26 protein-coding genes are annotated in these 19,995 nt (G+C 37.1%); 18 read left to right on the top strand and 8 right to left on the bottom strand.

Annotation, left to right across the window (positions count from 1 at the left end; translation table 11 throughout):
* The first annotated feature begins 3 nt into the window (after positions 1 to 3).
* The 5 genes from rpmF to IGJ14_RS07220 all read left to right on the top strand — a co-directional run bounded on the left by rpmF (position 4) and on the right by IGJ14_RS07220 (position 1,942).
* Complete coding sequence (gene rpmF / locus IGJ14_RS07240; protein WP_019724115.1) at positions 4 to 171, top strand: 50S ribosomal protein L32; 168 nt, start codon at positions 4 to 6, stop codon at positions 169 to 171.
* A gap of 31 nt (positions 172 to 202) precedes the next feature.
* Positions 203 to 580 (top strand): hypothetical protein, encoded by a 378-nt coding sequence (locus IGJ14_RS07235; RefSeq protein ID WP_065095742.1) that lies wholly within the window; start codon positions 203 to 205, stop codon positions 578 to 580.
* Positions 581 to 616: 36 nt separating this feature from the next.
* Complete coding sequence (locus tag IGJ14_RS07230) at positions 617 to 1,024, top strand: NusG domain II-containing protein (RefSeq protein ID WP_019724113.1); 408 nt, start codon at positions 617 to 619, stop codon at positions 1,022 to 1,024.
* 263 nt (positions 1,025 to 1,287) lie between these two features.
* Positions 1,288 to 1,473, top strand: a complete 186-nt coding sequence (locus IGJ14_RS07225) for a type II toxin-antitoxin system HicA family toxin (protein ID WP_029594205.1) — start codon at positions 1,288 to 1,290, stop codon at positions 1,471 to 1,473.
* 34 nt (positions 1,474 to 1,507) lie between these two features.
* Complete coding sequence (locus IGJ14_RS07220; protein WP_019724111.1) at positions 1,508 to 1,942, top strand: type II toxin-antitoxin system HicB family antitoxin; 435 nt, start codon at positions 1,508 to 1,510, stop codon at positions 1,940 to 1,942.
* A gap of 394 nt (positions 1,943 to 2,336) precedes the next feature.
* Here IGJ14_RS07220 and IGJ14_RS07215 read toward each other — a convergent pair whose 3' ends face one another.
* Positions 2,337 to 3,353 carry a hypothetical protein gene (locus tag IGJ14_RS07215; RefSeq protein ID WP_019724110.1) on the bottom strand — a complete coding sequence of 339 codons (1,017 nt, stop codon included), beginning with the start codon at positions 3,351 to 3,353 and terminating at the stop codon, positions 2,337 to 2,339.
* A 442-nt stretch (positions 3,354 to 3,795) separates the two neighbouring features.
* Here IGJ14_RS07215 and IGJ14_RS07210 point away from each other — a divergent pair, with 442 nt between their 5' ends.
* Complete coding sequence (locus IGJ14_RS07210) at positions 3,796 to 4,575, top strand: MerR family transcriptional regulator (RefSeq protein WP_195273233.1); 780 nt, start codon at positions 3,796 to 3,798, stop codon at positions 4,573 to 4,575.
* A gap of 337 nt (positions 4,576 to 4,912) precedes the next feature.
* A complete protein-coding gene (locus tag IGJ14_RS07205; protein ID WP_430607337.1) occupies positions 4,913 to 7,768 on the top strand; it encodes an endo-beta-N-acetylglucosaminidase in 2,856 nt (951 codons plus the stop codon).
* Between the two features lie 735 nt (positions 7,769 to 8,503).
* On the opposite strand, the gene IGJ14_RS07200 is transcribed toward IGJ14_RS07205, so the two are convergent.
* Both IGJ14_RS07200 and IGJ14_RS07195 read right to left on the bottom strand, forming a co-directional pair.
* Complete coding sequence (locus IGJ14_RS07200; RefSeq protein ID WP_010735353.1) at positions 8,504 to 8,653, bottom strand: hypothetical protein; 150 nt, start codon at positions 8,651 to 8,653, stop codon at positions 8,504 to 8,506.
* Between the two features lie 271 nt (positions 8,654 to 8,924).
* Positions 8,925 to 9,683: a hypothetical protein gene (locus IGJ14_RS07195; RefSeq protein WP_430607334.1), complete on the bottom strand. Its 759-nt coding sequence runs from the start codon at positions 9,681 to 9,683 to the stop codon at positions 8,925 to 8,927.
* A gap of 419 nt (positions 9,684 to 10,102) precedes the next feature.
* On the opposite strand from IGJ14_RS07195, the gene IGJ14_RS07190 reads away from it, so the two are divergent.
* A complete protein-coding gene (locus tag IGJ14_RS07190; RefSeq protein WP_066025064.1) occupies positions 10,103 to 10,579 on the top strand; it encodes a flavodoxin family protein in 477 nt (158 codons plus the stop codon).
* Between the two features lie 184 nt (positions 10,580 to 10,763).
* Positions 10,764 to 10,964, top strand: coding sequence for a cold-shock protein (locus IGJ14_RS07185; RefSeq protein WP_010735357.1), 201 nt, complete (start codon positions 10,764 to 10,766; stop codon positions 10,962 to 10,964).
* Positions 10,965 to 11,086: 122 nt separating this feature from the next.
* On the opposite strand, the gene IGJ14_RS07180 is transcribed toward IGJ14_RS07185, so the two are convergent.
* The 5 genes from IGJ14_RS07180 to IGJ14_RS07160 all read right to left on the bottom strand — a co-directional run bounded on the left by IGJ14_RS07180 (position 11,087) and on the right by IGJ14_RS07160 (position 13,575).
* The gene (locus tag IGJ14_RS07180) at positions 11,087 to 11,449 is read right to left on the bottom strand and encodes a TIGR02328 family protein (protein WP_195339392.1); all 363 of its coding nucleotides are present in this window, start codon (positions 11,447 to 11,449) and stop codon (positions 11,087 to 11,089) included.
* Between the two features lie 38 nt (positions 11,450 to 11,487).
* Positions 11,488 to 11,721 (bottom strand): helix-turn-helix domain-containing protein, encoded by a 234-nt coding sequence (locus tag IGJ14_RS07175; protein WP_010735359.1) that lies wholly within the window; start codon positions 11,719 to 11,721, stop codon positions 11,488 to 11,490.
* A 37-nt stretch (positions 11,722 to 11,758) separates the two neighbouring features.
* Complete coding sequence (locus IGJ14_RS07170) at positions 11,759 to 12,019, bottom strand: hypothetical protein (protein ID WP_195339391.1); 261 nt, start codon at positions 12,017 to 12,019, stop codon at positions 11,759 to 11,761.
* A 238-nt stretch (positions 12,020 to 12,257) separates the two neighbouring features.
* On the bottom strand, positions 12,258 to 12,749 hold the full coding sequence (locus IGJ14_RS07165) for an isochorismatase family cysteine hydrolase (protein ID WP_065096357.1): 492 nt from the start codon (positions 12,747 to 12,749) through the stop codon (positions 12,258 to 12,260).
* A 13-nt stretch (positions 12,750 to 12,762) separates the two neighbouring features.
* A complete protein-coding gene (locus tag IGJ14_RS07160; RefSeq protein WP_195273091.1) occupies positions 12,763 to 13,575 on the bottom strand; it encodes a Cof-type HAD-IIB family hydrolase in 813 nt (270 codons plus the stop codon).
* 325 nt (positions 13,576 to 13,900) lie between these two features.
* Between IGJ14_RS07160 and IGJ14_RS07155 the strand changes: the two genes are divergently transcribed.
* The 9 genes from IGJ14_RS07155 to IGJ14_RS07115 all read left to right on the top strand — a co-directional run bounded on the left by IGJ14_RS07155 (position 13,901) and on the right by IGJ14_RS07115 (position 19,882).
* Positions 13,901 to 14,758, top strand: a complete 858-nt coding sequence (locus tag IGJ14_RS07155) for a glycosyltransferase family 8 protein (protein WP_195339389.1) — start codon at positions 13,901 to 13,903, stop codon at positions 14,756 to 14,758.
* The gene (locus IGJ14_RS07150; RefSeq protein WP_010735364.1) at positions 14,751 to 15,653 is read left to right on the top strand and encodes a glycosyltransferase family 8 protein; all 903 of its coding nucleotides are present in this window, start codon (positions 14,751 to 14,753) and stop codon (positions 15,651 to 15,653) included. Before IGJ14_RS07155 ends, IGJ14_RS07150 begins: the two co-directional genes overlap by 8 nt.
* Before the next feature lie 45 nt (positions 15,654 to 15,698).
* The gene (locus IGJ14_RS07145) at positions 15,699 to 16,049 is read left to right on the top strand and encodes an iron-sulfur cluster biosynthesis family protein (RefSeq protein WP_195339388.1); all 351 of its coding nucleotides are present in this window, start codon (positions 15,699 to 15,701) and stop codon (positions 16,047 to 16,049) included.
* A gap of 26 nt (positions 16,050 to 16,075) precedes the next feature.
* Positions 16,076 to 17,017, top strand: a complete 942-nt coding sequence (locus IGJ14_RS07140) for a magnesium transporter CorA family protein (RefSeq protein WP_023519735.1) — start codon at positions 16,076 to 16,078, stop codon at positions 17,015 to 17,017.
* 64 nt (positions 17,018 to 17,081) lie between these two features.
* A complete protein-coding gene (locus tag IGJ14_RS07135; RefSeq protein WP_023519734.1) occupies positions 17,082 to 17,975 on the top strand; it encodes an SDR family oxidoreductase in 894 nt (297 codons plus the stop codon).
* Between the two features lie 30 nt (positions 17,976 to 18,005).
* Positions 18,006 to 18,569: an alkaline shock response membrane anchor protein AmaP gene (gene amaP, locus IGJ14_RS07130; RefSeq protein ID WP_010735368.1), complete on the top strand. Its 564-nt coding sequence runs from the start codon at positions 18,006 to 18,008 to the stop codon at positions 18,567 to 18,569.
* A 12-nt stretch (positions 18,570 to 18,581) separates the two neighbouring features.
* Positions 18,582 to 18,770, top strand: a complete 189-nt coding sequence (locus IGJ14_RS07125) for a DUF2273 domain-containing protein (protein WP_010735369.1) — start codon at positions 18,582 to 18,584, stop codon at positions 18,768 to 18,770.
* Between the two features lie 11 nt (positions 18,771 to 18,781).
* Positions 18,782 to 19,552 carry an Asp23/Gls24 family envelope stress response protein gene (locus IGJ14_RS07120; RefSeq protein WP_430607325.1) on the top strand — a complete coding sequence of 257 codons (771 nt, stop codon included), beginning with the start codon at positions 18,782 to 18,784 and terminating at the stop codon, positions 19,550 to 19,552.
* 87 nt (positions 19,553 to 19,639) lie between these two features.
* On the top strand, positions 19,640 to 19,882 hold the full coding sequence (locus IGJ14_RS07115; protein WP_010735371.1) for a GlsB/YeaQ/YmgE family stress response membrane protein: 243 nt from the start codon (positions 19,640 to 19,642) through the stop codon (positions 19,880 to 19,882).
* The last annotated feature ends 113 nt before the right edge of the window (positions 19,883 to 19,995 follow it).

Genomic DNA, 19,995 nt, shown 5'->3' with positions numbered 1-19,995 from the left:
GTCATGGCAGTACCAGCAAGAAAAACATCGAAAGCAAAAAAACGTTTGCGACGAACACACCAAGGTTTGACGAAACCACAGATTTCCTTTGACGAGGTGACTGGTGATTATCGTCGAAGCCATCACGTCTCTTTAAAAGGCTACTATAAAGGACGCAAAGTGACAGAATAACCGATTGGAAGCTGCAAGGGGGGTTCAAGAAATGAAAATTATTTATCCACCATTAGTCGAACAAGGAATCAAATATTATTCGAAAACGGTGAAAGAACCTGTAGACAAAGGGGAATTCTATCGTGCGATGGTCGATAAGAAACTGATCACAGAAACTGGCCTTCCTACAGAACATGCGCTAGAGCAAGGCTTTGTCAAAGACTATTACGAAAAACAAAACTTATCCTTTGAAGAATTTTTGGACATTTATCCTATTTTTCAAAAGCATGATGCCGATTTGTTCAAATCTATTGACGGCTTCTGGGAGATTCCTGTAGACTTGAAAATAGAATTAATGGAAATGCTTGAAACTGATCAACTGGATTATGATGACGAACAACAAATCAACATCTATTTAGAAGATCGATAAAAGGATAGAATAAGAAAATCCAAAAGGACAAACTATATGCACAACTTTCGTAAATCAGGTATAAAACCTTGGGATATCATCATTATTACTGTTCTGGTAGTTGCTTCTTTCGTTCCGACAATTGTCTTTGCTTTGTCATTTGATAACGCAGAAAGCGGTAATAGTGTGAAGTATGCAGTAGTCAAAATTGACGGAAAAGAAGTCGAACGTTTTGATTTAGATGAAATCAGTAGTAAGATGGTGACTTATCATCCTTCTGATACCCAATACAATATTGTCGAAATCCAAGAAGGCAAGATCAGAGTCAAAGAAGATAATAGTCCCGATCAAATCGCTGTCAGAACTGGCTGGATCTCGGAACCTGGACAAACGAGTATCTGTTTGCCGCATCGACTAGTTATTACAATTGAACAAGAAGGACAGTCGGATTATCATATCTATTAAGTAAAAGAAAACTGCTACTATCAGCTAGGATAAAGTTGATAGTAGCAGTTTTTTTGTCTCCAGAGTGATAGGGTACAATCAGATATGATTATACATTAAAAAATATGTATTTAAAAATTGAACAAGGTGGCATGATCTATTTAAATGATTTCAAAATTTAGCATTTCTCAACCAAGAAAAATAGCTCTTTAAAAATATAGTCTCTCCTTTACGTACGTGTTGGTACGTGCTATAGTTGTTTTTGTAAGGAGGTATAGTGAAAAATACCGCTTACAGGAAAAGAAATGCTTCGGTTATTGAAGAAGAATGGCTGGGTTGAGCGAAGGCAGGAAGGCTCTCATCATCACCTTTATAAAGATGGTGTTAGAATTACTGTCCCTGTTCATGCCAATCAAGATCTAGGCCGAGGACTTGAGCAAAAAATTTTGAAGGATGCGGGATTGAAATAATCTCGCATTTGATTACAAGAAGGGATTGACTGAGATGTTAAGCGAACCTTTAGCAAAAACATATCCTGCTATTTTTAAACCCGAAGAAGGTGGCGGTTACTTCATTGAATTTCCTGATATTCAGGGTGCTTATACAGGAATCAATGAAGATGATATATCTTATGGAATTGCCATGGCACAAGAGGTGTTAGGTATGGTTCTAGCGGACTATATTGATCACGGAGAGCCAATACCAGAGCCGACGCCGATCAAAGAAGTCTTTGTTGAAAAAGATTCCTTTACGACATTGATTCGTGTAGATGTTGCTAAATATCTAAAGGATACAGAACTTATCAAAAAGACTTTAACGATTCCACGATGGGCCGATACATTAGGTAAACGTGCGGGGATAAATTTTTCAGTCCTTTTAACAGAATCCATTGCAGATAAAGCGGATGATATTCTTCATTCAGGTAAAAATAATAGATAAAAATGATTTGGAAACTAGTATCTTTTTATGTCTTCCACTAGTAATAATGCTCTCGAAATCTGACAGTAGATGAACATCTTTATGAATAAATTAGTTGAAACTGATTCTAAAAAAATTTAAAAAGCTTTTTAAAATCAGTCTCATAATAAATCAATTGTTGACTTGTATCTTTTATTTACAATTAAAGGAAAAGACCATTTAAAGTTTTCGATGAATGATCATTCTAGAAGTCAGCCAAAGCCCTCATCTAAATCAATACTTAGATGAGGGCTTTTCGCAGATGTGATACAGCATAGTTGATTCTAGGAGGTTAATCCTTATACTACCTTTTGATTGATTATTTGTGTTCGGTGCTTATGATCCTCTAGCACGTTTTATTGCTACTTTTCAAAGGTTACTGTAATTTGAAAAAAATCCTATTTGTAAAATCATTAAATTCAATAAGCGTATCGTCACCAATCGGAACGAGCAATGCGACTTTGCCTTTGTCCGTTCCACCTTCGTACAAATCTTTGTTCCCAAATTCTTCGTTGCCTAAGTAGCTATAACTTTCTTGGTTGACTTCTTCTCCAGTTGAACTAACTGGTATAAAACTAGAAAAAGCACGATATGGCTCATCTTGGCTCCCTTTATTGACAGTTAGCTCTGCATCAAAAACTACCCATTCTTTTCCTTCTGGTGCTGGTTCATTGTACTCATCCATGCTGATCATATAATTATACGCTTCTTCACCACGGACAACGTTACTGATGGTTAAGGAAATATTTGTGTCGATTTCTTCATATTCGTCATCATAATAAACAGTGTCGAACGTGATCGGGTTGTCGAGGGGCACAGGGTTTGAACGTTTGCCAAAAGCAGAATCACCTGATGCGTCATCTGATCCGCTTAGTTCAGTTGAGTTATCAGTGATATCTACGAGAGATGAATCATCTGTTGCGTCTTTATCAGTTGTGGTGCTGTCTGAAGAAGTAGAAGATGTTGCTGTTTTACTTTTATCATATGGCTTCAGAACAAGTTTTTTATCTTCCTCGTTATCTTTGGTAGGTGTGAGAATAATATTTTTATCTTCTTTTGTTACTGTATACTTGCCTGTTTCCCCGTCGTTTTCCCAGGTCATGATATTTCCTTCTAACGTGTATTCAAACTTATATTGAAATTCTTCAAGCATGCTTTTCGCAAATTCTTCACCCAAGGCTTCCCATTCATTGGTAGCGGTCGATTGGTAAGAAGAAGGATCAATGCGAAACGATACGACATGATTTGAGAAAGAGGCAATCATGTCTACTTCCTCTAATTCTTCAATCAGCCAATCATTGGCTTTCAGGTCATCAACACTGACTTGCTTTCCACAGGCGGCTAGAAATAGTAGAACGAACAATAACATGGAACGACTAACGATTTTTTTCATTTTTTTCCCCCAAAAAATTATTTTGACTACTATGTAAATGTAGTAGTTACCAAAAAAGTAGACCTATAACCAAGTGTGAAAGCCTATTCATTTTAAAAAAAACTTATTTGAATTTGGGCGTTTTAACTTCTTCATCGAAAACACATTAATATTATATCTTTATCTAATGAATAATACAAGTTGTGTTAAGAGTACGTTTGTTTTTTTACATAGAACTAAAATAAGGGTGATTTTTTAACGATATAAATATAGCTGTTTATCAAAATTTCTGAGTGGAAAATATTGAATAAAGGAATCTATGTGAATAGTTTTAGATTAAAAAATAACGATAAAATATAATATATAAAGATAGTTTATGATATAATCAGTATCTGAACGCTTGATATTAAAGATTATTATCATGTAGGAGAATTGTAATGAGAGAAACGGACAAAAGAAGTGAATTGTTGAGTATCGGAGAATTGGCGAAATAACCGGTGTCAATATTAAATCGTTAAGATATTATGAACAAGTCGGGGTATTATTGCCGGTATACATCAATCCAGATTCTGGCTATCGCTATTATTCCTTAGCGCAAGTGAGTGCGGTCGAGCTGATTCAAGCATGTGTAGAGATTGGGTTGCCTTTAAAGGAATTGCATCGCTTCAGTGATCCGAATAATTCCATCGATTACCTATCTTTTTTATCATATAGCGAAGAATTAATGAAACAAAAAATCGATTCGCTCCAACAAAATTTAAAAGGAATGCAAGAGGTAAAAGAAGAAATCAATTTGTTAAAAACATATCGACATTCTAAAAAGCAACATATTCGGCAATTGTCAGAAAAGTACTTATATGTTTTTCCTTATCAACCGACTGATAACAAAAAGACACTTTATACAGAAGCAGCCAATTTGTTTGATCGCTCGATGGAAGATGGGTATGAGCCTTTATATGATTTTGGTATTCTTTATGAATTTATTGATAAAAACATGCGACAGTATATGTATATAGAAATCAAGCCTACAAAAAATGTCCGTGAAAATATTAAGGTTTTACCTAGTGGAGAATATGCATGCCGGTTTACTCCTAAAAGTTACGGCGAGCGCCTTCCAGAGTTGTTTCCAGAAATATTTGAAAAAAAGTCGACTATTCTTGCGGTTGAAGCAGAAGCTTCCACTGGAACATTAGAAGAAATCGTTTATGAGATTCGTGTTTTCAACGATGGAATGAATGATTGAGAATCCGTCAACACTGAACAATGACGAAAAGTCAAAATGTTGAGGGAAATTTCTCCATGAATAAAGGAAATTACGTCGAAGGAACTAATCACGCAGACCAACAATTCAAGTTTTATTAGATTTGATTGGTCTCATGAGAGTTACAAATAAAATCAATCGTAAAGCAGCATAATAGCAGATCAACAATACAAAAACTGATTTCGATCGACGATCAAAATCAGTTTTTTTGTTCAAGTTACCTATAATTTGTTGTGAAAGTTCTATGCTTTGTTCATATACCCGCAATTAAGAAAGCGTTATCATTTTTGTGAATCAATTAAATTTAGGAGGAGCGGAGATGAAGGATAAGAAAAAAATGGTAGTCGGACTTTTTTGTGCAGTAGTAATAGCAAGTGCAATTGGTAGTGGGACAACGTATCACGCAGAGTCTAAAACGTTTGATTATAAAGAAACAGAAGCAGCAACTTATCAACGAGGACTGGATAATCAGCCGGAATCGTCTTACTGGTTTCCAGAAGAATTGTTAGAATGGGAATTTTCTAAAGATCCGGATGCACCTTATAATGTCAGCAAAGTGCCTTTGGCAAAACGAATCGATAAAAAGGCATTGACAACTTCAAATGACACGCAAACACCAGAAATGAAAGTAGTCGCTTTATCAATCATGAATAGCAGTACAAGTGGGAATGCGCCAAGGGGTATCAATACTTTTGATGCCAATGTATTTTCCAATTGGCAGTATATCGATCAACTTGTGTATTGGGGTGGTTCGTCTGGTGAAGGGATCATTGTGCCGCCAAGTCCTGATGTTATTGATGCGGCCCATAAAAATGGTGTGCCGGTATTAGGCACGGTCTTCTTTCCTCAAAGCGCTCATGGCGGTAAAATCGAATGGTTGGATACATTCTTGCAAAAAGATGAGGATGGTACCTTTCCTTTAGTCGATCAATTGATCGAAGTAGCTACTCTATATGGGTTTGATGGCTGGTTTATCAATCAAGAAACAGACACCGTAGTCACAAGCTTTGATGATGCGAATGCTCAGAAAAAGGTAGAAGGGGCAAATGCGGCAGAAGGATTGAGTAAAGAACATGCGGATTTGATGCAAGAATTCATCAAACAATTCAAACAAAAAGCAGCAACTTTAGATATCATGTGGTATGATTCGATGACTTCGGAGGGTAAAATGGATTGGCAAAATGCGTTGACGGATAAAAACCAAGCTTTTTTAGTCGATGCGGAGATGAATCCTTTAGCAGATAGCATGTTTTTGAATTTCTGGTGGAACACCGATCGTTTAGCTAGTCAAGAGCTATTGAAAGCTTCTAAAAAGAAAGCAATTGAATTAGGCATTGATCCTTATCAATTATATGCGGGCATCGATGTCCAACAAAATGGCTATGATACACCAGTGAATTGGCGGTTATTCACAGATGAAACGGGAACTCCGTATACTTCGTTAGGTCTGTATGTGCCAAGTTGGACATATTCATCAGCAAGTGATCCTGCTGATTTTCAACGTCGTGAAATGCGTTTTTGGGTCAATGAACAAGGTGATCCAACGAAAGGGAAGGCACCGGTAGAAAAAGAATGGCCTGGGATCTCTACGTATGCAGTAGAGCAGAGCGCTATTACCAGCATGCCTTTTGTGACGAATTTTAGCATGGGGAATGGGTATGGATACTTTATCAATGGAAAAAAAGTATCTGATCTAGAGTGGAATAATCGCAGTATGCAAGACGTGATGCCAACGTATCGTTGGATCTTTGATCATCAAGGAGAAAATCAATTAGCCGTTGAGATGGATTACGATGAGGCGTTTCGTGGTGGAAATTCTTTGCTTCTTAAAGGGAGTATGGTGAACGAGGCAACAAGCACAATCAAACTGTATCGAATGAATGGAATCATTTCCGATAAAACTTCTATCACAACAACGGCAAAAGCAACGAGCATGAGCCAACTTGACTTAGTTTTAGAAATGGCTGACGGACGAAAAGAAATCATCTCAGCAAGTGAACCAATCGGTCGGGATTGGACGACTGTCAGCTATGATGTCAGTCGATTGGCAGGAGAAAAAATCAACACCCTTTCTTATCAGCTTGCTTCTTCAGAAACTCAGTCGGATTATGCGTTACACTTAGGTCAATTAGCTCTGACAGGTGGAAAGGAACCTCAAGCCACAAAAGTGTCAGGACTGACGCTTGAAGATGTTGTGTTTGATGAAGAGGAAGGGCGATACGCTGGCATACGACTGGCTTGGGATGAGACGGAGAGTCAAGCAAGCTACTATGAGATCTACCGGTTGAATCCTGATAACTCAAAATCTTTCTTAGGAGCAACACCAGCTACGAATCATTATATCAATGCCCTTGAACGAACCTTAGACACCACGCAAACCAAATTGATTGTCGTGCCTGTTGATGCGCTGGGTAATCAAGGTGAACCTTCAGAAGCCGTTTCTTTTAATTGGCCGGATAATAAAGTGCCGAGAGCAGATTTTACTGCTTCAAGAACGTTAGCTGCTCCAGGATCAGCGATTACTTTTACAAACACGTCATCCTTAAACACTGAAACGGTTACTTGGGAATTTGAAGGTGGGGATATCACGACAAGTCATGAACATTCGCCAGTTGTCACTTATCGCAAAGAAGGTGTTTATAAAGTCAAATTAACGGCAAGCAATCAAGCAGGGGAGACACCTGTCGAAAAAAACGGTTTGATTACAATTTCTAATAAAGTACCAATGGAGTTACCGCTGTTATCACGAAACGCGAAAGCGACCGCTTCTTCTTATACCAACGAAGCGGAAGCCCCTCATTTAGCAATAGATGGCGACTTGTCGACTAAATGGTGTGCAACGGGTACGCCACCACATGAATTGACACTTGACTTAGGAAGTGTTCAAACCATTAGTGAAATTCGCATAGACCATGCGCAAGCAGGTGGAGAAAGTCCTGATATGAATACAAAAGCATATGCGATCGAAATAAGTGAAGATGGAGAGATATATAAAGAAGTTGCCAAAACTACCAATAATACGGCGAGTAGCTCCGTCGAGACTTTTGCGGTACAATCTGCACGATATGTCCGATTACGTATTGACAAACCAACACAAGGATCAGACACTGCAGCAAGAATCTATGGATTTGAAGTCTTTGGACTGCCAGAATTGTTACACTACTTAGTGGGATAAGAAGTGTATTCGTCATCTCATCAGTTTTATCATTTAATATAATTGATATGTTTAAAATCCACATCATTATAAATAAGCGTCACCCTTTTCGAAATCATGAAAATGATTTTCGAGGGTGGCGCTTATTTAGCAATGCATTTCTAATGAAGGTTTCGTTGCCTTTATATAATCAAAAGAGTTTTACTTATTAAGGTTTGAGCGTCGCTTTTTTTCAAAGAACGTCAATCCCGCAATAATTAATACTACAACAAAGTACGTTGTCCAAGTAATCACATTAAAAAGTAATAAAGCTAGTCCAATGATCAAACATAATAGTAAAGTCCATACGGTTAGATTCTTTTCCATATCCTAATGAAAACATCGAAGCGTCAATTTCTCGTGTTACATAAAGAATGAGCTATCGCTGTTTTCACTTCCAAACCTCCTTTTAAACGGCTTATAAAGACAAAAATATTTTCATCTTGAAAAAGAAATTTTAGCACAAAGTAAAAAAGATTGTAAGGATTAGTTGAAGATTAGTGCAAATCAGGTACTTATTCAAATTGTTAAAAATAGGATCAAATAATTGAAAAAGAGAATATTCCTAAGAACAAGCTAGAATCATTTGATCGTCATATGTAAAAATAAGTGAAGAGTTTCATCACGCATATAAAATTTAAGACACCTACTTTGACCTTTCAAGTAGGTGTCTTATTGTGAACTAGAGTTGCAATCGTCCATTCGAGGTTTTCACTCCTATGCGGATTTTTTAAGTTCTTGCACTGCTTGTTCGATCGTTACACCAGTCGCTACACGATTGCTATCTTCTTTGTCGAATACAACGAAAAGATTTAAATCGGTATTAAGAGTGACACGATATTGTAATTCTTTGTTATAGAATGTCATAGCCATTCTCCTTTCTTATTGTTCTGTTGAAAGGCAACGATACGTTGATAACGAAATTCCATAACTATTATAGCACAGATAGGTGAATTGAATCAACTGTATTTTTATTAAATAATAATGATTATTATTTGAAGGGGGTCATTGACACAAAAAAATTGGATTACATAAGTGAAAAGGAGGGATAAGAAGATGTAGACTAGATTATGAAATTGATAAGAAAAAAGCAGTATACGAGATCAGAGCGATCATTTCGTATACTGCATCAATTATTTTAGTAACATTTTTCGCAAGGGGTCAATCCGCGTGCCAATGCTTCACTCATTGTCGCAGGATAGTAATTACCGTTACCACACTTATGCGTATGGTACTTTGCTCCAGTTCTGGTAACTAAGACTTGTGCTTCATTTGCTTGTGCCTGTTGCGCTTGAGCTGCGGCTGCTTGTTCTTGTGCCACGCGCTGGGCTTCTGCTTGTTCAGCAGCCACACGAGCTTCTTCAGCGATACGCGCTTGTTCCGCTGCCTGTGCTTGTGCTGCCTGTTCTGCTTCGAGACGAGCTTGTTCTTCCTGAGCTTTCTTTTCCGCTTCAAGTCTTGCTTGTTCTTCTTGCGCTTTCTTTTCTGCTTCACGTTTTGCTTGTTCTTCTTGCGCTTTCTTTTCTGCTTCACGTTTTGCTTGTTCTTCTTGCGCTTTCTTTTCTACTTCACGTTTCGCTTGTTCTTCTTGTGCTTTTTTCTCAGCTGCTAATTGTTCTTCTTTCTTTTTCTCTTCTAATTCTTTCTTTTCCGCCGCTTCTCGTTGGGCTTTTTCTTCACTGGATGTTGAAGTTGTTTCCGAAGTAGCGGTATCTGCTTTTGACGCTTGATTGGTACCAGATCCGCAAGCGCTACTGATCAGTAGTAAACCGAATAAAGCACTAAATAAAATGAGATGGCGTTGCCAAGCTTTTCCATTTCTTTTACTTGATCGACTAAATAGATGTAGACCAAGCATCAAACTGATTAATCCTAACAATAACAACAATAAATTCATTTTTTCCTCCTGTTTCTACGAAAAATAGATCGCTTTCATACAAAGCTCCCCCTAATAAAAGCGATTGGTTTTATTTACGGTGATTGACCGTATTCTCTATGTCGGAATCGAACCGACGAAAGCCAGTTAGAGAGTGTAGATAAATCAAAAAAGAATAGTGGTAGAAGAAAGCACAACGTTATAATTATATAAAGAAATAATAACAAACAAACTTTATTTTATCATTAAGATGAACATAATAACAGAGAGTTTTAATGGATGATGATTTTTTTAATATTTGTTTTTTTAATGTAAAAAATGTTATATTTGATGAAGAAAAGTATCGATTTGATATCATAATCGTTCGAATATAAAAATTAACCAAGAGTTCACATGAAAAAGAGAGTCAGGATGAAAAACTGGATAGAGGAGGAGTTAATATGCGCATTTTGTTTATTAATGCAAGCCCGAACAAAGAGGGGATGACCGTTAGATGGGGAGAAAAAATCTTAAAGGATATCGACTATACGGTCCTGCATTTAGTTGATTATTCGATCAATCAGTTAGGACAGATGACCGAAAAGGATGAATTTGACAAAGTCATGGGAGTAATCAAACAAGCTGACGTCTTGGTGATTGGTACGCCCATCTACTGGTGGGATGTGACCGGTTTGTTAAAAACATTTATTGATCGCTGGACGGATCTATTTGAGTATGGGTTAGAGACACCAGATGCTCCCTTGTATCAAAAATCGGTTTTCTGGTTTATTCAAGGATCTGCGCCAGATGAAGCTATCAGCGGAATTAGACGAATGCTGTCTAATGTGAGTGACCGGTTTTTGATGCAGAAGTTAGGAATGATTTATCAGAAGAAAGACATTGCTTCATCTAATGAACAAATCAAACAAATGAGATGAATAGAGAAATTGAAAGTACCGAGGGTTTATAGTTGTGTTTTCTAAAAGGGCATGCTATAGTATAAAAGTAATCTATTTTGAAACGTAATTTGAGCTATAAGTTAAACATTATAAGACTCCTTTTGCCTATCAAATATTTATTGCACTATAAACGTACGTTGATACGTATCAGGAGGAAATATACATGAATAACGGTACAGTAAAATGGTTTAACGCAGACAAAGGTTTTGGATTTATCACTGGTGAAGATGGAAATGACGTATTCGCTCATTTTTCAGCTATCCAAGGTGACGGTTTCAAAACATTAGACGAAGGTCAAGCTGTGACTTTTGATGTTGAAGATGGACAACGTGGCCCTCAAGCAATCAACATCGTTAAAGCATAATCAAACGATTGATATCTGACTGCTCTTTCTTATGAAAGAGCAGTTTTTTTATGTCTAATTTCAATAAAAGCCTCTCGATTCAGCAATCGAGAGGTTTGATAGAGCAATGTATTATTGATTGTTTACAAAATGATCCCTTTCTGTTCTAAATTTGCCACACATTCGGCTAAGTAGATTTGATCATGTTCTGGATAAAGTGGTGAGGTCCATTCAATAGGGGAAAGGGTAGAATAAGGTGCACAAATTTTTCCACGATACAAGGGATCAAACCATTCCTCACCAGGTTTATAATTTTGTTTCTTCATTTCTTCCATTACTAACAAATGATACTGAAATAATTTGTAAGGCGAATGTGTAAAAACGTAATCGACAGTCGCATGTTTTCGTCCCCAACCATTGCCTCTCAGAGCACAACATTCGCGATGTTGTCCTAATAATTGTTGGCGCGGAAGTGATTGCAAGAGGCTTTGATGCCATAAGCGCATATAATATTTCCTTCTTTCTAAAACAGTGAATTAAGTGTTTAGGATGCTTCCGTTCGACCAATCAAATAATCGATGGTCGTGTCGTAAAAATCTGCGATAAAGATCAATTCGATGATACTAGGTATATTTTTTCCATCTTCATAGTTTTTATATGTCTCAATCGGTAAGTTCACTTTTTCAGCAACCTGTGGTGTAGTTAAATGCTTCTTATCTTTGAGGAAGTTTAAACGGCAATGCAGTGTATCCAGTAAAATCGCTTCTTCAATCGTCATTTTACCTCACCTTTCTCTAAATAATTATCTATGAGAGTTAACGTTTATTTTTTCTGTTTAGATAAAATAAATACCCAATGACAAAGAGTATGGAGAGAATGAACCCAACTAAATTAAATGTGAAGATCTGGAAGGGTTCGAAAAACTGATAATTTAATACTTTGTACATAAAATAGATCGCAGGCAAACTACTTAAAGCGATTTTTTTTCGTTCTTTCGTCCATTTGATAAACGAAAAAACGATCGGTACAAATATAAAAACAGGAAAAATAAAAGCAAGTCGGCTCAATTCCAGCATAATAAATAAACTCCCATAGCTATATTTTATTCGTGCATAAATTGTATTTTGAGTTATTCTATTTGAGAATATACTAGATTTATATTCACTAGATAAAAGATAGCATGTTATGCGATTCTGAACAAATATTTCGATAAAAAACATGATTCTTCTGTAGACGTATAATTTGAAAAAAACATAAAAAAAGGTGGAACTTTCATTCCGCCTTTTTTTATGTTTTTAGATTGGTTTCGACCATTTACTCTTTGACATAGACATTAAAGTCTTTTAGAAGTTTAAGTGCTTGTGGCTCGTGAACACGACTGCTGACTAGTGACGAATCAATGATAAAGTCAGCTTCTGGAAAGGCGCTTTGTAAAGCGATCGTGTTGGATAAGACACACAAATTAGTTTCGATCCCAACCACTTCAATCGTTTTCTGTTCTTCTTTACGTTCAAAAAGGGAATGCTTGATCTCTGTTAAGGTTTCTGGCGGCAGAGTAAAGTAATATTTTTTGATTTCCCGCTCATTTGGTAGAGGAGAGAGCGTGGGAATGATTTTAAGATCTTCACTTTCTGCCTCATCTTTCCGTTCGATAGGGATATCACGAGTGAATAGTACGTATTCATTCGCTGCACGTGCTTGGTTTAAACGTGTATTTACTCGCTCAACTAATGCTTCAGCATCTTCTATATAAAATTCACTAGTTGGATCTAAAATATGATTTTGCATATCGATAACGACTAACATCTATCATCTCTCCTTATAAAAAGTGATCATTCAAAAAGTTTGCAACACCGGCTTCATCATTGGTTTCTGTCACCTCATCTGCTAGATCCTTCACATGTTCTTGCGCATTGCCCATAGCCACGCTTAATCCGCTGAACTCAAGCATTGCCAAATCATTTTCTTGATCACCAAACGCCATGACGTCTTCTGAAGATAACCCTAAGTACTCAGTTAGAAATAAGAGTGAGTGGGCCTTTGTAATATTTTTAGGAGTGATTTCTAGGAAATGTGGGTCTGAAAAAACAGAATCAATTCCTTCTTTCTTCAACTCTGCTTGGATTTTTTGTAGTTTTTCCTCATTTTTATCCGTCAGAGCTAATTTCAAATAGCTTAAGGAAGGATCGTCCAACTGTTTTGTGATCTCATCAAAGGAATGATTTTGCAAGTTGAAGTGTTGATAATAAGGATCGTCTTTTACTAAGGCAGTTTCATCAAAAGTGATTTGATCATCTTGTGTTTCTCGGCTGGCGATGATCGATATTTTTGCTTCTTTTGCTAAATAAAAGGCCTTTTTAAGTATAGGTACTTCGATTTTTGAGCGTCTTAATACATGATCGATCTTGCCATCTTTCATTTCGGAAATCAATGCACCGTTAGAAGAAATCAAATAGCCGCTGACGCCTAATTGTGCAAAGACATCCTTGGCAGAAATACTATTTCTTCCTGTTGCAATCGTTACGATTCCTCCATTAGAGGAGAAAGCTTTTAATGCGCGAATATTTTCTTGTGGGACAACTCCTTGGGAATCAAGCAAGGTCCCGTCTAGATCAATAGCTGCTAATTTCATCTTTTTACGCTCCCTTAGTCTTTTTTCTTTCACCAATAGCTTAAATGAGAAACTTCTAAAATAAAAATAAAATGCTTTAACTCTTTGAATTTTTTCAAAAAAGATTTTTCATAAATGGAGAAAAGGATATTAGTAAGGAATTGGTTAAGACCGCTGTATAAAAAAGCATAACAATCTTAATGTTTTCGTTTTCATTTTCATAAAAAAGGGCAAATTTTGGGTAATATTCATAAAAAACAAAGCATATCTTTTGCTTTCAGGAAAAAGTAGGCATATTGTAGATGTAGAACAGGTTAGAAAAAGATTAAAAAAAGGAGTGATTTTGATGGAGATTAAGTATGGGACTGTACCGGTTGTGACTGCTTCAGATGAAAATTATGCTCCTTATCTAAGCGTAATGATTGCAACGGCACTGGAAAATGCGAATAAGATGAGACATATATATTTTTACGTGATTGATGATGGCCTATCAGAATATAGTAAAGAAGGATTGCGTCAGACAGTTGCACAACACTCAGAACATGCAAGCATCCAATTTTTGACAGTGGAGAAAGATGTATATGAAGATTTCTTAGTCAGTGACCACATTACAACAACGGCGTATTTAAGAATTTCTCTACCTAAGATCTTAGCAAAATACAATTATAAAAAAGTGTTGTATCTAGATGCAGACGTTTTAGTGTTAGATGATATCGTTGCATTATATGACGAATCATTGAATGGTAAAACAATTGGGGCAGTAATTGATCCAGGCCAAACGAAAGCGTTGAAGCGCCTAGGGATCGATTCAGAAGAATATTATTTTAACTCAGGTGTCATGGTGATCGATATTGATCAATGGAATGAAAAAGACGTTACAGATAAAACGATCCAATTCCTAAAAGAAAATGGTGAACAGATTATCTATCATGACCAAGACGCATTGAATGGTGTCTTATATGGAGATTGGGAACAACTTCATCCAAAATGGAACATGCAATGTTCATTGATTTTTGAACGCCATCCAGCTCCAGATAAGAAATATGAAGAGTTATATAAGAGTGGGAACGAAGCTCCTTCAATCGTTCATTTCACAGGGCATGATAAACCTTGGAATACATTGGAGGATCATCCTTATACACAAATCTATCTAAAAAATCTAGCGCATAGCGTATTAATGAAAGTAGGCGAGGTAAATGAATAGAAGAAAAGAAGTAGCAGTTGTCTCTAGTTGTAATACAAAATTTGTGCCTCATCTAGCAGCACTGTTTGTGTCGATTTTAGAAAATAGTGACCCGAAAGTGTTTGTACGTTTCTACGTGATTGATGATGATATTGAATTAGAAAGTAAAAATCTTTTACGTTACTCAGTGAAAAATTCACGAATGAATACAGATGTTGAATTTTTGAAAATCAACAAAAAATTCTTCAAAAACTTAGTGACAAGTGATCGTATCCCTGAAACAGCATACTATCGTATTGCGATCCCTGAGTTATTTAGAGGGAAAAATGTCGAACGTATCCTTTATATGGACTGTGACATGATCGCGTTGAATGATATCAGTAAACTATGGGATCTAGAGTTTAATGGCGCAGTGATGGCAGCAGTTGAAGATGCTGGTTTCCACCAACGTCTTGAAAAAATGGAGATTGAAGCAGATTCAATGCGTTACTTTAACTCCGGCTTGATGCTGATCAATGTTGAAAAATGGTTAGAACAAAACATCACGAAAAACGTTCTAAAATTCATCGAAGAAAACCCAGAAAAACTTCGATTCCATGACCAAGATGCTTTGAATGCTATCTTACACGATCGTTGGATTGCTTTGCATCCGAAATGGAATGCACAAGGTTACATCATGGCGAAAGCAAAACAACATCCAACGGCTCAAGGAGAAAAAGAGTACGAAGAAGCACGTCGTAAGCCTTATATCATCCATTACTCTGGGCATATCAAACCATGGAGTGAAGAGTTTAAAGGTGCTAGTAAAAAATACTATGAAAAGTATGCAAATATGACTGCTTTTCGTTGTGTTAAATCATTCCCTAAATATCCATTGTACGCTCGTGTTCAACGAAATACTGAATTGAGTCATTGATCGACAATAGAAAAAACTTACTATTATATAGAGGAGATGATCGATATGGAAATTACGCTGACAAGAAATGCGATGGACATCTTAAAGGAAAAAGCAGGCGAACAATCAAAATTAGCGCTTGCATTGATCAATAGTAAAGATCCTTTCCTTAGAGACAAAGGAGCGTGTGCGAAAGGTAGCTTTTTCCAAATTATCCCTTTTGTTACTGAGTTTGGACTATACGTCACAAAAATCAAACATCCTTCGCTAGAAATCTATACATCACAAAGTGAACAATGCTATTTAGGCAAACATTTGACGATGGATTATGATCATGTATTAAATAGTTTCTCATTGGAAAATGAGATTGCTGTACTAGATCATAACATCAAACTAACTAATTGTTTCTTTAGCTGAGTGCACACTAGAAAGGACGATTCACCATGCTGGAATATTACTTGATTGATGAAAACAAGAAAGTAATAGCCGCAGATGAAGAACATTTTAATTGGCTTGTTATTGATACGAGCGATACTGAGGAAATCGAACAGGTTACTCGAACCTATCAACTCCCTGAAGATATATTTGTCGGTATGACTTATCCAGAAGAGGTCTCCCGCTTAGAACATCTATCAGGAACAAGTTTGAACAACCCGATTTCCTTAGTACTGCTCAACCTTTCAAGTGAAAAAGAAAAAATCGAACGTCGTCTGACACCATTATCTTTCGTCATATCAAATGACTTATTGATTACTTGTCGAGACGAAAAAACCAATTTTATCGATCGGCTGATTGAACATCATGGTAATAAAATCGATTCTTTCGAAAAAGTGATTGTTTATGCGGCATTAGATATTTATACCCATTTTGTCAAAGAACTTCGTGAAATGAAAACGCGTATTGATTCGCTAGATCAAGAAGCACGAAAAACGACAGAAAATGAAGAGTTGTACAAGCAGGCTGATTTAGAAAGAGATATTGTTTACATCGATCATACGTTGCGGGATCAAAAAGAGACAATGGACCTCCTCTGGGAGACTCCTGAATTCAAAGAACGTGTCAATGATGAACAGTTGCTTTATGACGTTCGTTTGAGACAACGTCAAACGGAGAAGATGATTTTGATTTATCGCGATCTGTTAGAAAGTATCGGTGATCTGTTCAACGGAATGATGGACAATAATCTGAATCATCTGATGAAATACTTGGATTCGACCGCATTGATCATTTCTGTGCCTGCGATGATCGCAGGTATTTGGGGAATGAACACAGGCGGTTTACCAGGAGAAGATTCAGCAACTGGGTTCCTCTTAGTATTAGGGGGCTCAATCGTTGCTGCTGCTGCTTTAGGGTATCACTTATTTAGAAAAGATTACACAAAATAACCAATATGGGCTAATACGCCCAAATTTATAACGTCAGTTATGACTAAAAATTAGGAGGATCAACATGACAGAACCAAATTTAATCGACCCAAGAAAACTATATCACACAGAAGAATTTCCAAAACAGGATCAAGAAACTCCGGCTTTGCAAAAGGATATGAAACCTGTACCTGATTGTGGAGAAGAAAGCTATAAAGGCACAGAGCAATTAGCAAATCGCCGTGTCTTGATCACAGGTGCAGACTCTGGTATTGGACGTGCCGCAGCCATTGCCTTTGCACGAGAAGGTGCAGATGTAGCCATTCAATTTTTCCCAGGTGAAGAAGAAGACGCGCAACAAGTGGCCCATTATATCGAAGAAGCTGGACGTAAAGCATTACTATTACCTTATGATTTGCGTGATGAAGCTGCACCAAAAGAAATCATCCAAAAAACAGTGGATGCTTTTGGTGGATTAGACACACTTGTTCTTAATGCGGCGCAACAAATTTCGTCCCCTTCAATTGCAGAAATCCCATTGGAACAAGTAAAAGATACTTTTGCTGTAAATATCATCGCAATGTTTGCACTTGTGAAAGAAGCAATTCCACATATTCCAGCAGGAGGAGCAATCCTTACAACGACTTCAGTCCAAGCATTCAATCCAAGTGAACACTTGTTAGATTATGCAGCGACTAAAGCTTCGATTGCAAACTTCACCATTGGTTTAGCAAAACAATTAGCACCAAAAGGAATTCGTGTCAACGGCGTAGCACCAGGACCAATTTGGACACCATTACAACTAGATGCAGGTCAACCAAAAGAAGATCTACCTGAGTTTGGTCAACAAGCATTGTTGGAACGTGCAGGACAACCAGCTGAGTTAGCGCCTGTTTATGTCTTTCTTGCATCCAACAAAGCAAGCTATGTCACAGCACAGATTTACGGTATCACTGGTGGAGAAGCCATTAATCTATAATCAGTGACAAGAAGCTAGGAGGTCGAGACAATGAACAAAGGAGCCAAAACGATAGGAGCGATCTTACTGATCCTTCTGCTGTCTGTTTTAATATTTGCAATGTTGCTAAGCTCAGTTTATCCATTGCCGTTTAAGTTAGAAGAATTTCGCTTTTTATCATTAACTAACTTTTACGTACAACAATATGTCTTTTGGGTAACCGCAGCTTTTGCTGTGTTGACACTTATATTGATTCTAGTCTTATTATTCTACCCAAAAACTTACCGTTCATTCTTACTAAAAAAAGGTGATGGCGAGTTAACATTAGACAAAAAAGCAATCGAAGGAATGGTTCGTTCACGATTGACGAAAGAAGAGTTTGTTTCTTCCCCAAAAGTAACGATCAAAGCAACAAAAAATAAAATTGACGTAAAAGTAAAAGGCGAGTTGAAACGTACGTCATCATTAATCGGTAAAACAGGAGCACTGATGACAGACATTGAGCGTGATGTAAAACAAATCATCGGTACAGATGAACCAGTGAATGTCCTGATCAATTATACCGGTTTTGACTCACCACAATCAAAAAGAGTCGAACACTCACGAGTACAGTAAGGGGGAGAGAAAATGAACGAGATCTTTTCGACATACAAGCTCCCAATTATTTGTGGCGCGCTTGGATTGATATTAGCTATTTTACTAGTAGCCGTCGGATTTTTTAAAACATTGCTGATCGTGATTATGGTTGCGCTTGGTGTAGCCATCGGCATGTATTTAAAAAGAACCGGAATTTTAGAACATTACTTTAAATCTTAGGAGGCTTTACCATGGAAAACAATCATTCAAATCAAAACGGAAATACACCGAAATCAGCACATCCAGATCCAACAACACCGAATCAAGCACAAGGGATCAAAGATGAAAAAAATAAAACTGCGCCAGTGTCTGCACATCCAGATCCAGTGGTGCCACATGTAGAAGAAAAAGTAGCGCATGATCAAAAAGAACACCACGATCATCCACATCATGAAGCGAAAACTCCTGGTGTGCATACGCCAACTCATGAGGCAAACAAACAGACAAATGAAGTGAAGGGCAGTGAAGAATCGATGAACGGTGAAGTAACTTATGATGACAAAGTCATTCAAAAAATTATTGCGATCGCATCAGAACGTATCGACGGACTATTGACAGTAGACGGAGGATTTTTCTCTAATGTAGCTGGAAAATTAGTCAATACGGACAACGAAACAGCTGGGATCGAAACAGAAGTAGGTAAGAAACAAGTTGCTGTTGATATGTCGATCGTCGTTGAATACGGCAAAGACATTGAAGATATCTTTAAACAAATGAAAGAGATCATCAGTGAAGAAGTAGCGAATATGACACACTTAGATATCATCGAAGTGAATGTCAATGTAACAGATATCAAATCAAAAGAAGAATTTGAACAAGATCAAGTCACTGTCCAAGATAAAGTGACGGATGCTGCAAAAGCAACTGGAGAATTTGCGTCAGAACAAACAGACAAAGCAAAACATGCAGCAAGCAAAGGAACGGAAAAAGTAAAAGAAAATAACGAGCCAAGAGTACAATAAAATATCTTGGTGAGTCAAAACTTTTAATTAAAATAAATGAGATGTCGCATTGAAAAAATCGGCTAGACACTATAGGAGGAAATACAGATGGGTTTTATTTGGTCATTAATCGTAGGTGGAGTTATCGGAGCAATTGCAGGAGCAATCACAAACAAGGGATCTTCAATGGGGATCATTGCAAACGTCATTGCAGGACTTGTTGGTTCAGCAATCGGACAAGCAATATTAGGATCATGGGGACCAGTCATTGGTGGTATGGCAATCGTGCCTTCATTGATCGGTGCGATCATTTTAGTTTTGATCGTGTCATTCTTTGCGCGTAAATTATAAGAATAAAGAAGAAATTTGCGATAGATGCAAAAATTCTTTTACTTTGAAATAATCGGTAACATTCAATTATCTTGAATTTGATTGAAGGATCTTTACAAGTTGACTTGTTCAAC

It is taken from the genome of Enterococcus sp. DIV1304_2, from assembly GCF_050555445.1.
GTDB classification, from domain to species: domain Bacteria; phylum Bacillota; class Bacilli; order Lactobacillales; family Enterococcaceae; genus Enterococcus_B; species Enterococcus_B pernyi.
Note: the sequence above shows the minus strand (reverse complement) of the source record. Positions and strands in the feature narration are given on the sequence as shown.

Coding starts and splice junctions, on each gene's coding strand:
- IGJ14_RS07125 (WP_010735369.1), top strand. CDS start 18,582: ATGAACGAGATCTTTTCGACATACAAGCTCCCAATTATTTGTGGCGCG.
- amaP (WP_010735368.1), top strand. CDS start 18,006: ATGAACAAAGGAGCCAAAACGATAGGAGCGATCTTACTGATCCTTCTG.
- IGJ14_RS07120 (WP_430607325.1), top strand. CDS start 18,782: ATGGAAAACAATCATTCAAATCAAAACGGAAATACACCGAAATCAGCA.
- IGJ14_RS07150 (WP_010735364.1), top strand. CDS start 14,751: ATGAATAGAAGAAAAGAAGTAGCAGTTGTCTCTAGTTGTAATACAAAA.
- IGJ14_RS07215 (WP_019724110.1), bottom strand. CDS start 3,353: ATGAAAAAAATCGTTAGTCGTTCCATGTTATTGTTCGTTCTACTATTT.
- IGJ14_RS07235 (WP_065095742.1), top strand. CDS start 203: ATGAAAATTATTTATCCACCATTAGTCGAACAAGGAATCAAATATTAT.
- IGJ14_RS07135 (WP_023519734.1), top strand. CDS start 17,082: ATGACAGAACCAAATTTAATCGACCCAAGAAAACTATATCACACAGAA.
- IGJ14_RS07180 (WP_195339392.1), bottom strand. CDS start 11,449: ATGCGCTTATGGCATCAAAGCCTCTTGCAATCACTTCCGCGCCAACAA.
- IGJ14_RS07145 (WP_195339388.1), top strand. CDS start 15,699: ATGGAAATTACGCTGACAAGAAATGCGATGGACATCTTAAAGGAAAAA.
- IGJ14_RS07230 (WP_019724113.1), top strand. CDS start 617: ATGCACAACTTTCGTAAATCAGGTATAAAACCTTGGGATATCATCATT.
- IGJ14_RS07160 (WP_195273091.1), bottom strand. CDS start 13,575: ATGAAATTAGCAGCTATTGATCTAGACGGGACCTTGCTTGATTCCCAA.
- IGJ14_RS07115 (WP_010735371.1), top strand. CDS start 19,640: ATGGGTTTTATTTGGTCATTAATCGTAGGTGGAGTTATCGGAGCAATT.
- IGJ14_RS07200 (WP_010735353.1), bottom strand. CDS start 8,653: ATGACATTCTATAACAAAGAATTACAATATCGTGTCACTCTTAATACC.
- IGJ14_RS07205 (WP_430607337.1), top strand. CDS start 4,913: ATGAAGGATAAGAAAAAAATGGTAGTCGGACTTTTTTGTGCAGTAGTA.
- IGJ14_RS07220 (WP_019724111.1), top strand. CDS start 1,508: ATGTTAAGCGAACCTTTAGCAAAAACATATCCTGCTATTTTTAAACCC.
- IGJ14_RS07190 (WP_066025064.1), top strand. CDS start 10,103: ATGCGCATTTTGTTTATTAATGCAAGCCCGAACAAAGAGGGGATGACC.
- IGJ14_RS07175 (WP_010735359.1), bottom strand. CDS start 11,721: ATGACGATTGAAGAAGCGATTTTACTGGATACACTGCATTGCCGTTTA.
- IGJ14_RS07140 (WP_023519735.1), top strand. CDS start 16,076: ATGCTGGAATATTACTTGATTGATGAAAACAAGAAAGTAATAGCCGCA.
- rpmF (WP_019724115.1), top strand. CDS start 4: ATGGCAGTACCAGCAAGAAAAACATCGAAAGCAAAAAAACGTTTGCGA.
- IGJ14_RS07155 (WP_195339389.1), top strand. CDS start 13,901: ATGGAGATTAAGTATGGGACTGTACCGGTTGTGACTGCTTCAGATGAA.
- IGJ14_RS07170 (WP_195339391.1), bottom strand. CDS start 12,019: ATGCTGGAATTGAGCCGACTTGCTTTTATTTTTCCTGTTTTTATATTT.
- IGJ14_RS07165 (WP_065096357.1), bottom strand. CDS start 12,749: ATGTTAGTCGTTATCGATATGCAAAATCATATTTTAGATCCAACTAGT.
- IGJ14_RS07185 (WP_010735357.1), top strand. CDS start 10,764: ATGAATAACGGTACAGTAAAATGGTTTAACGCAGACAAAGGTTTTGGA.
- IGJ14_RS07195 (WP_430607334.1), bottom strand. CDS start 9,683: ATGAATTTATTGTTGTTATTGTTAGGATTAATCAGTTTGATGCTTGGT.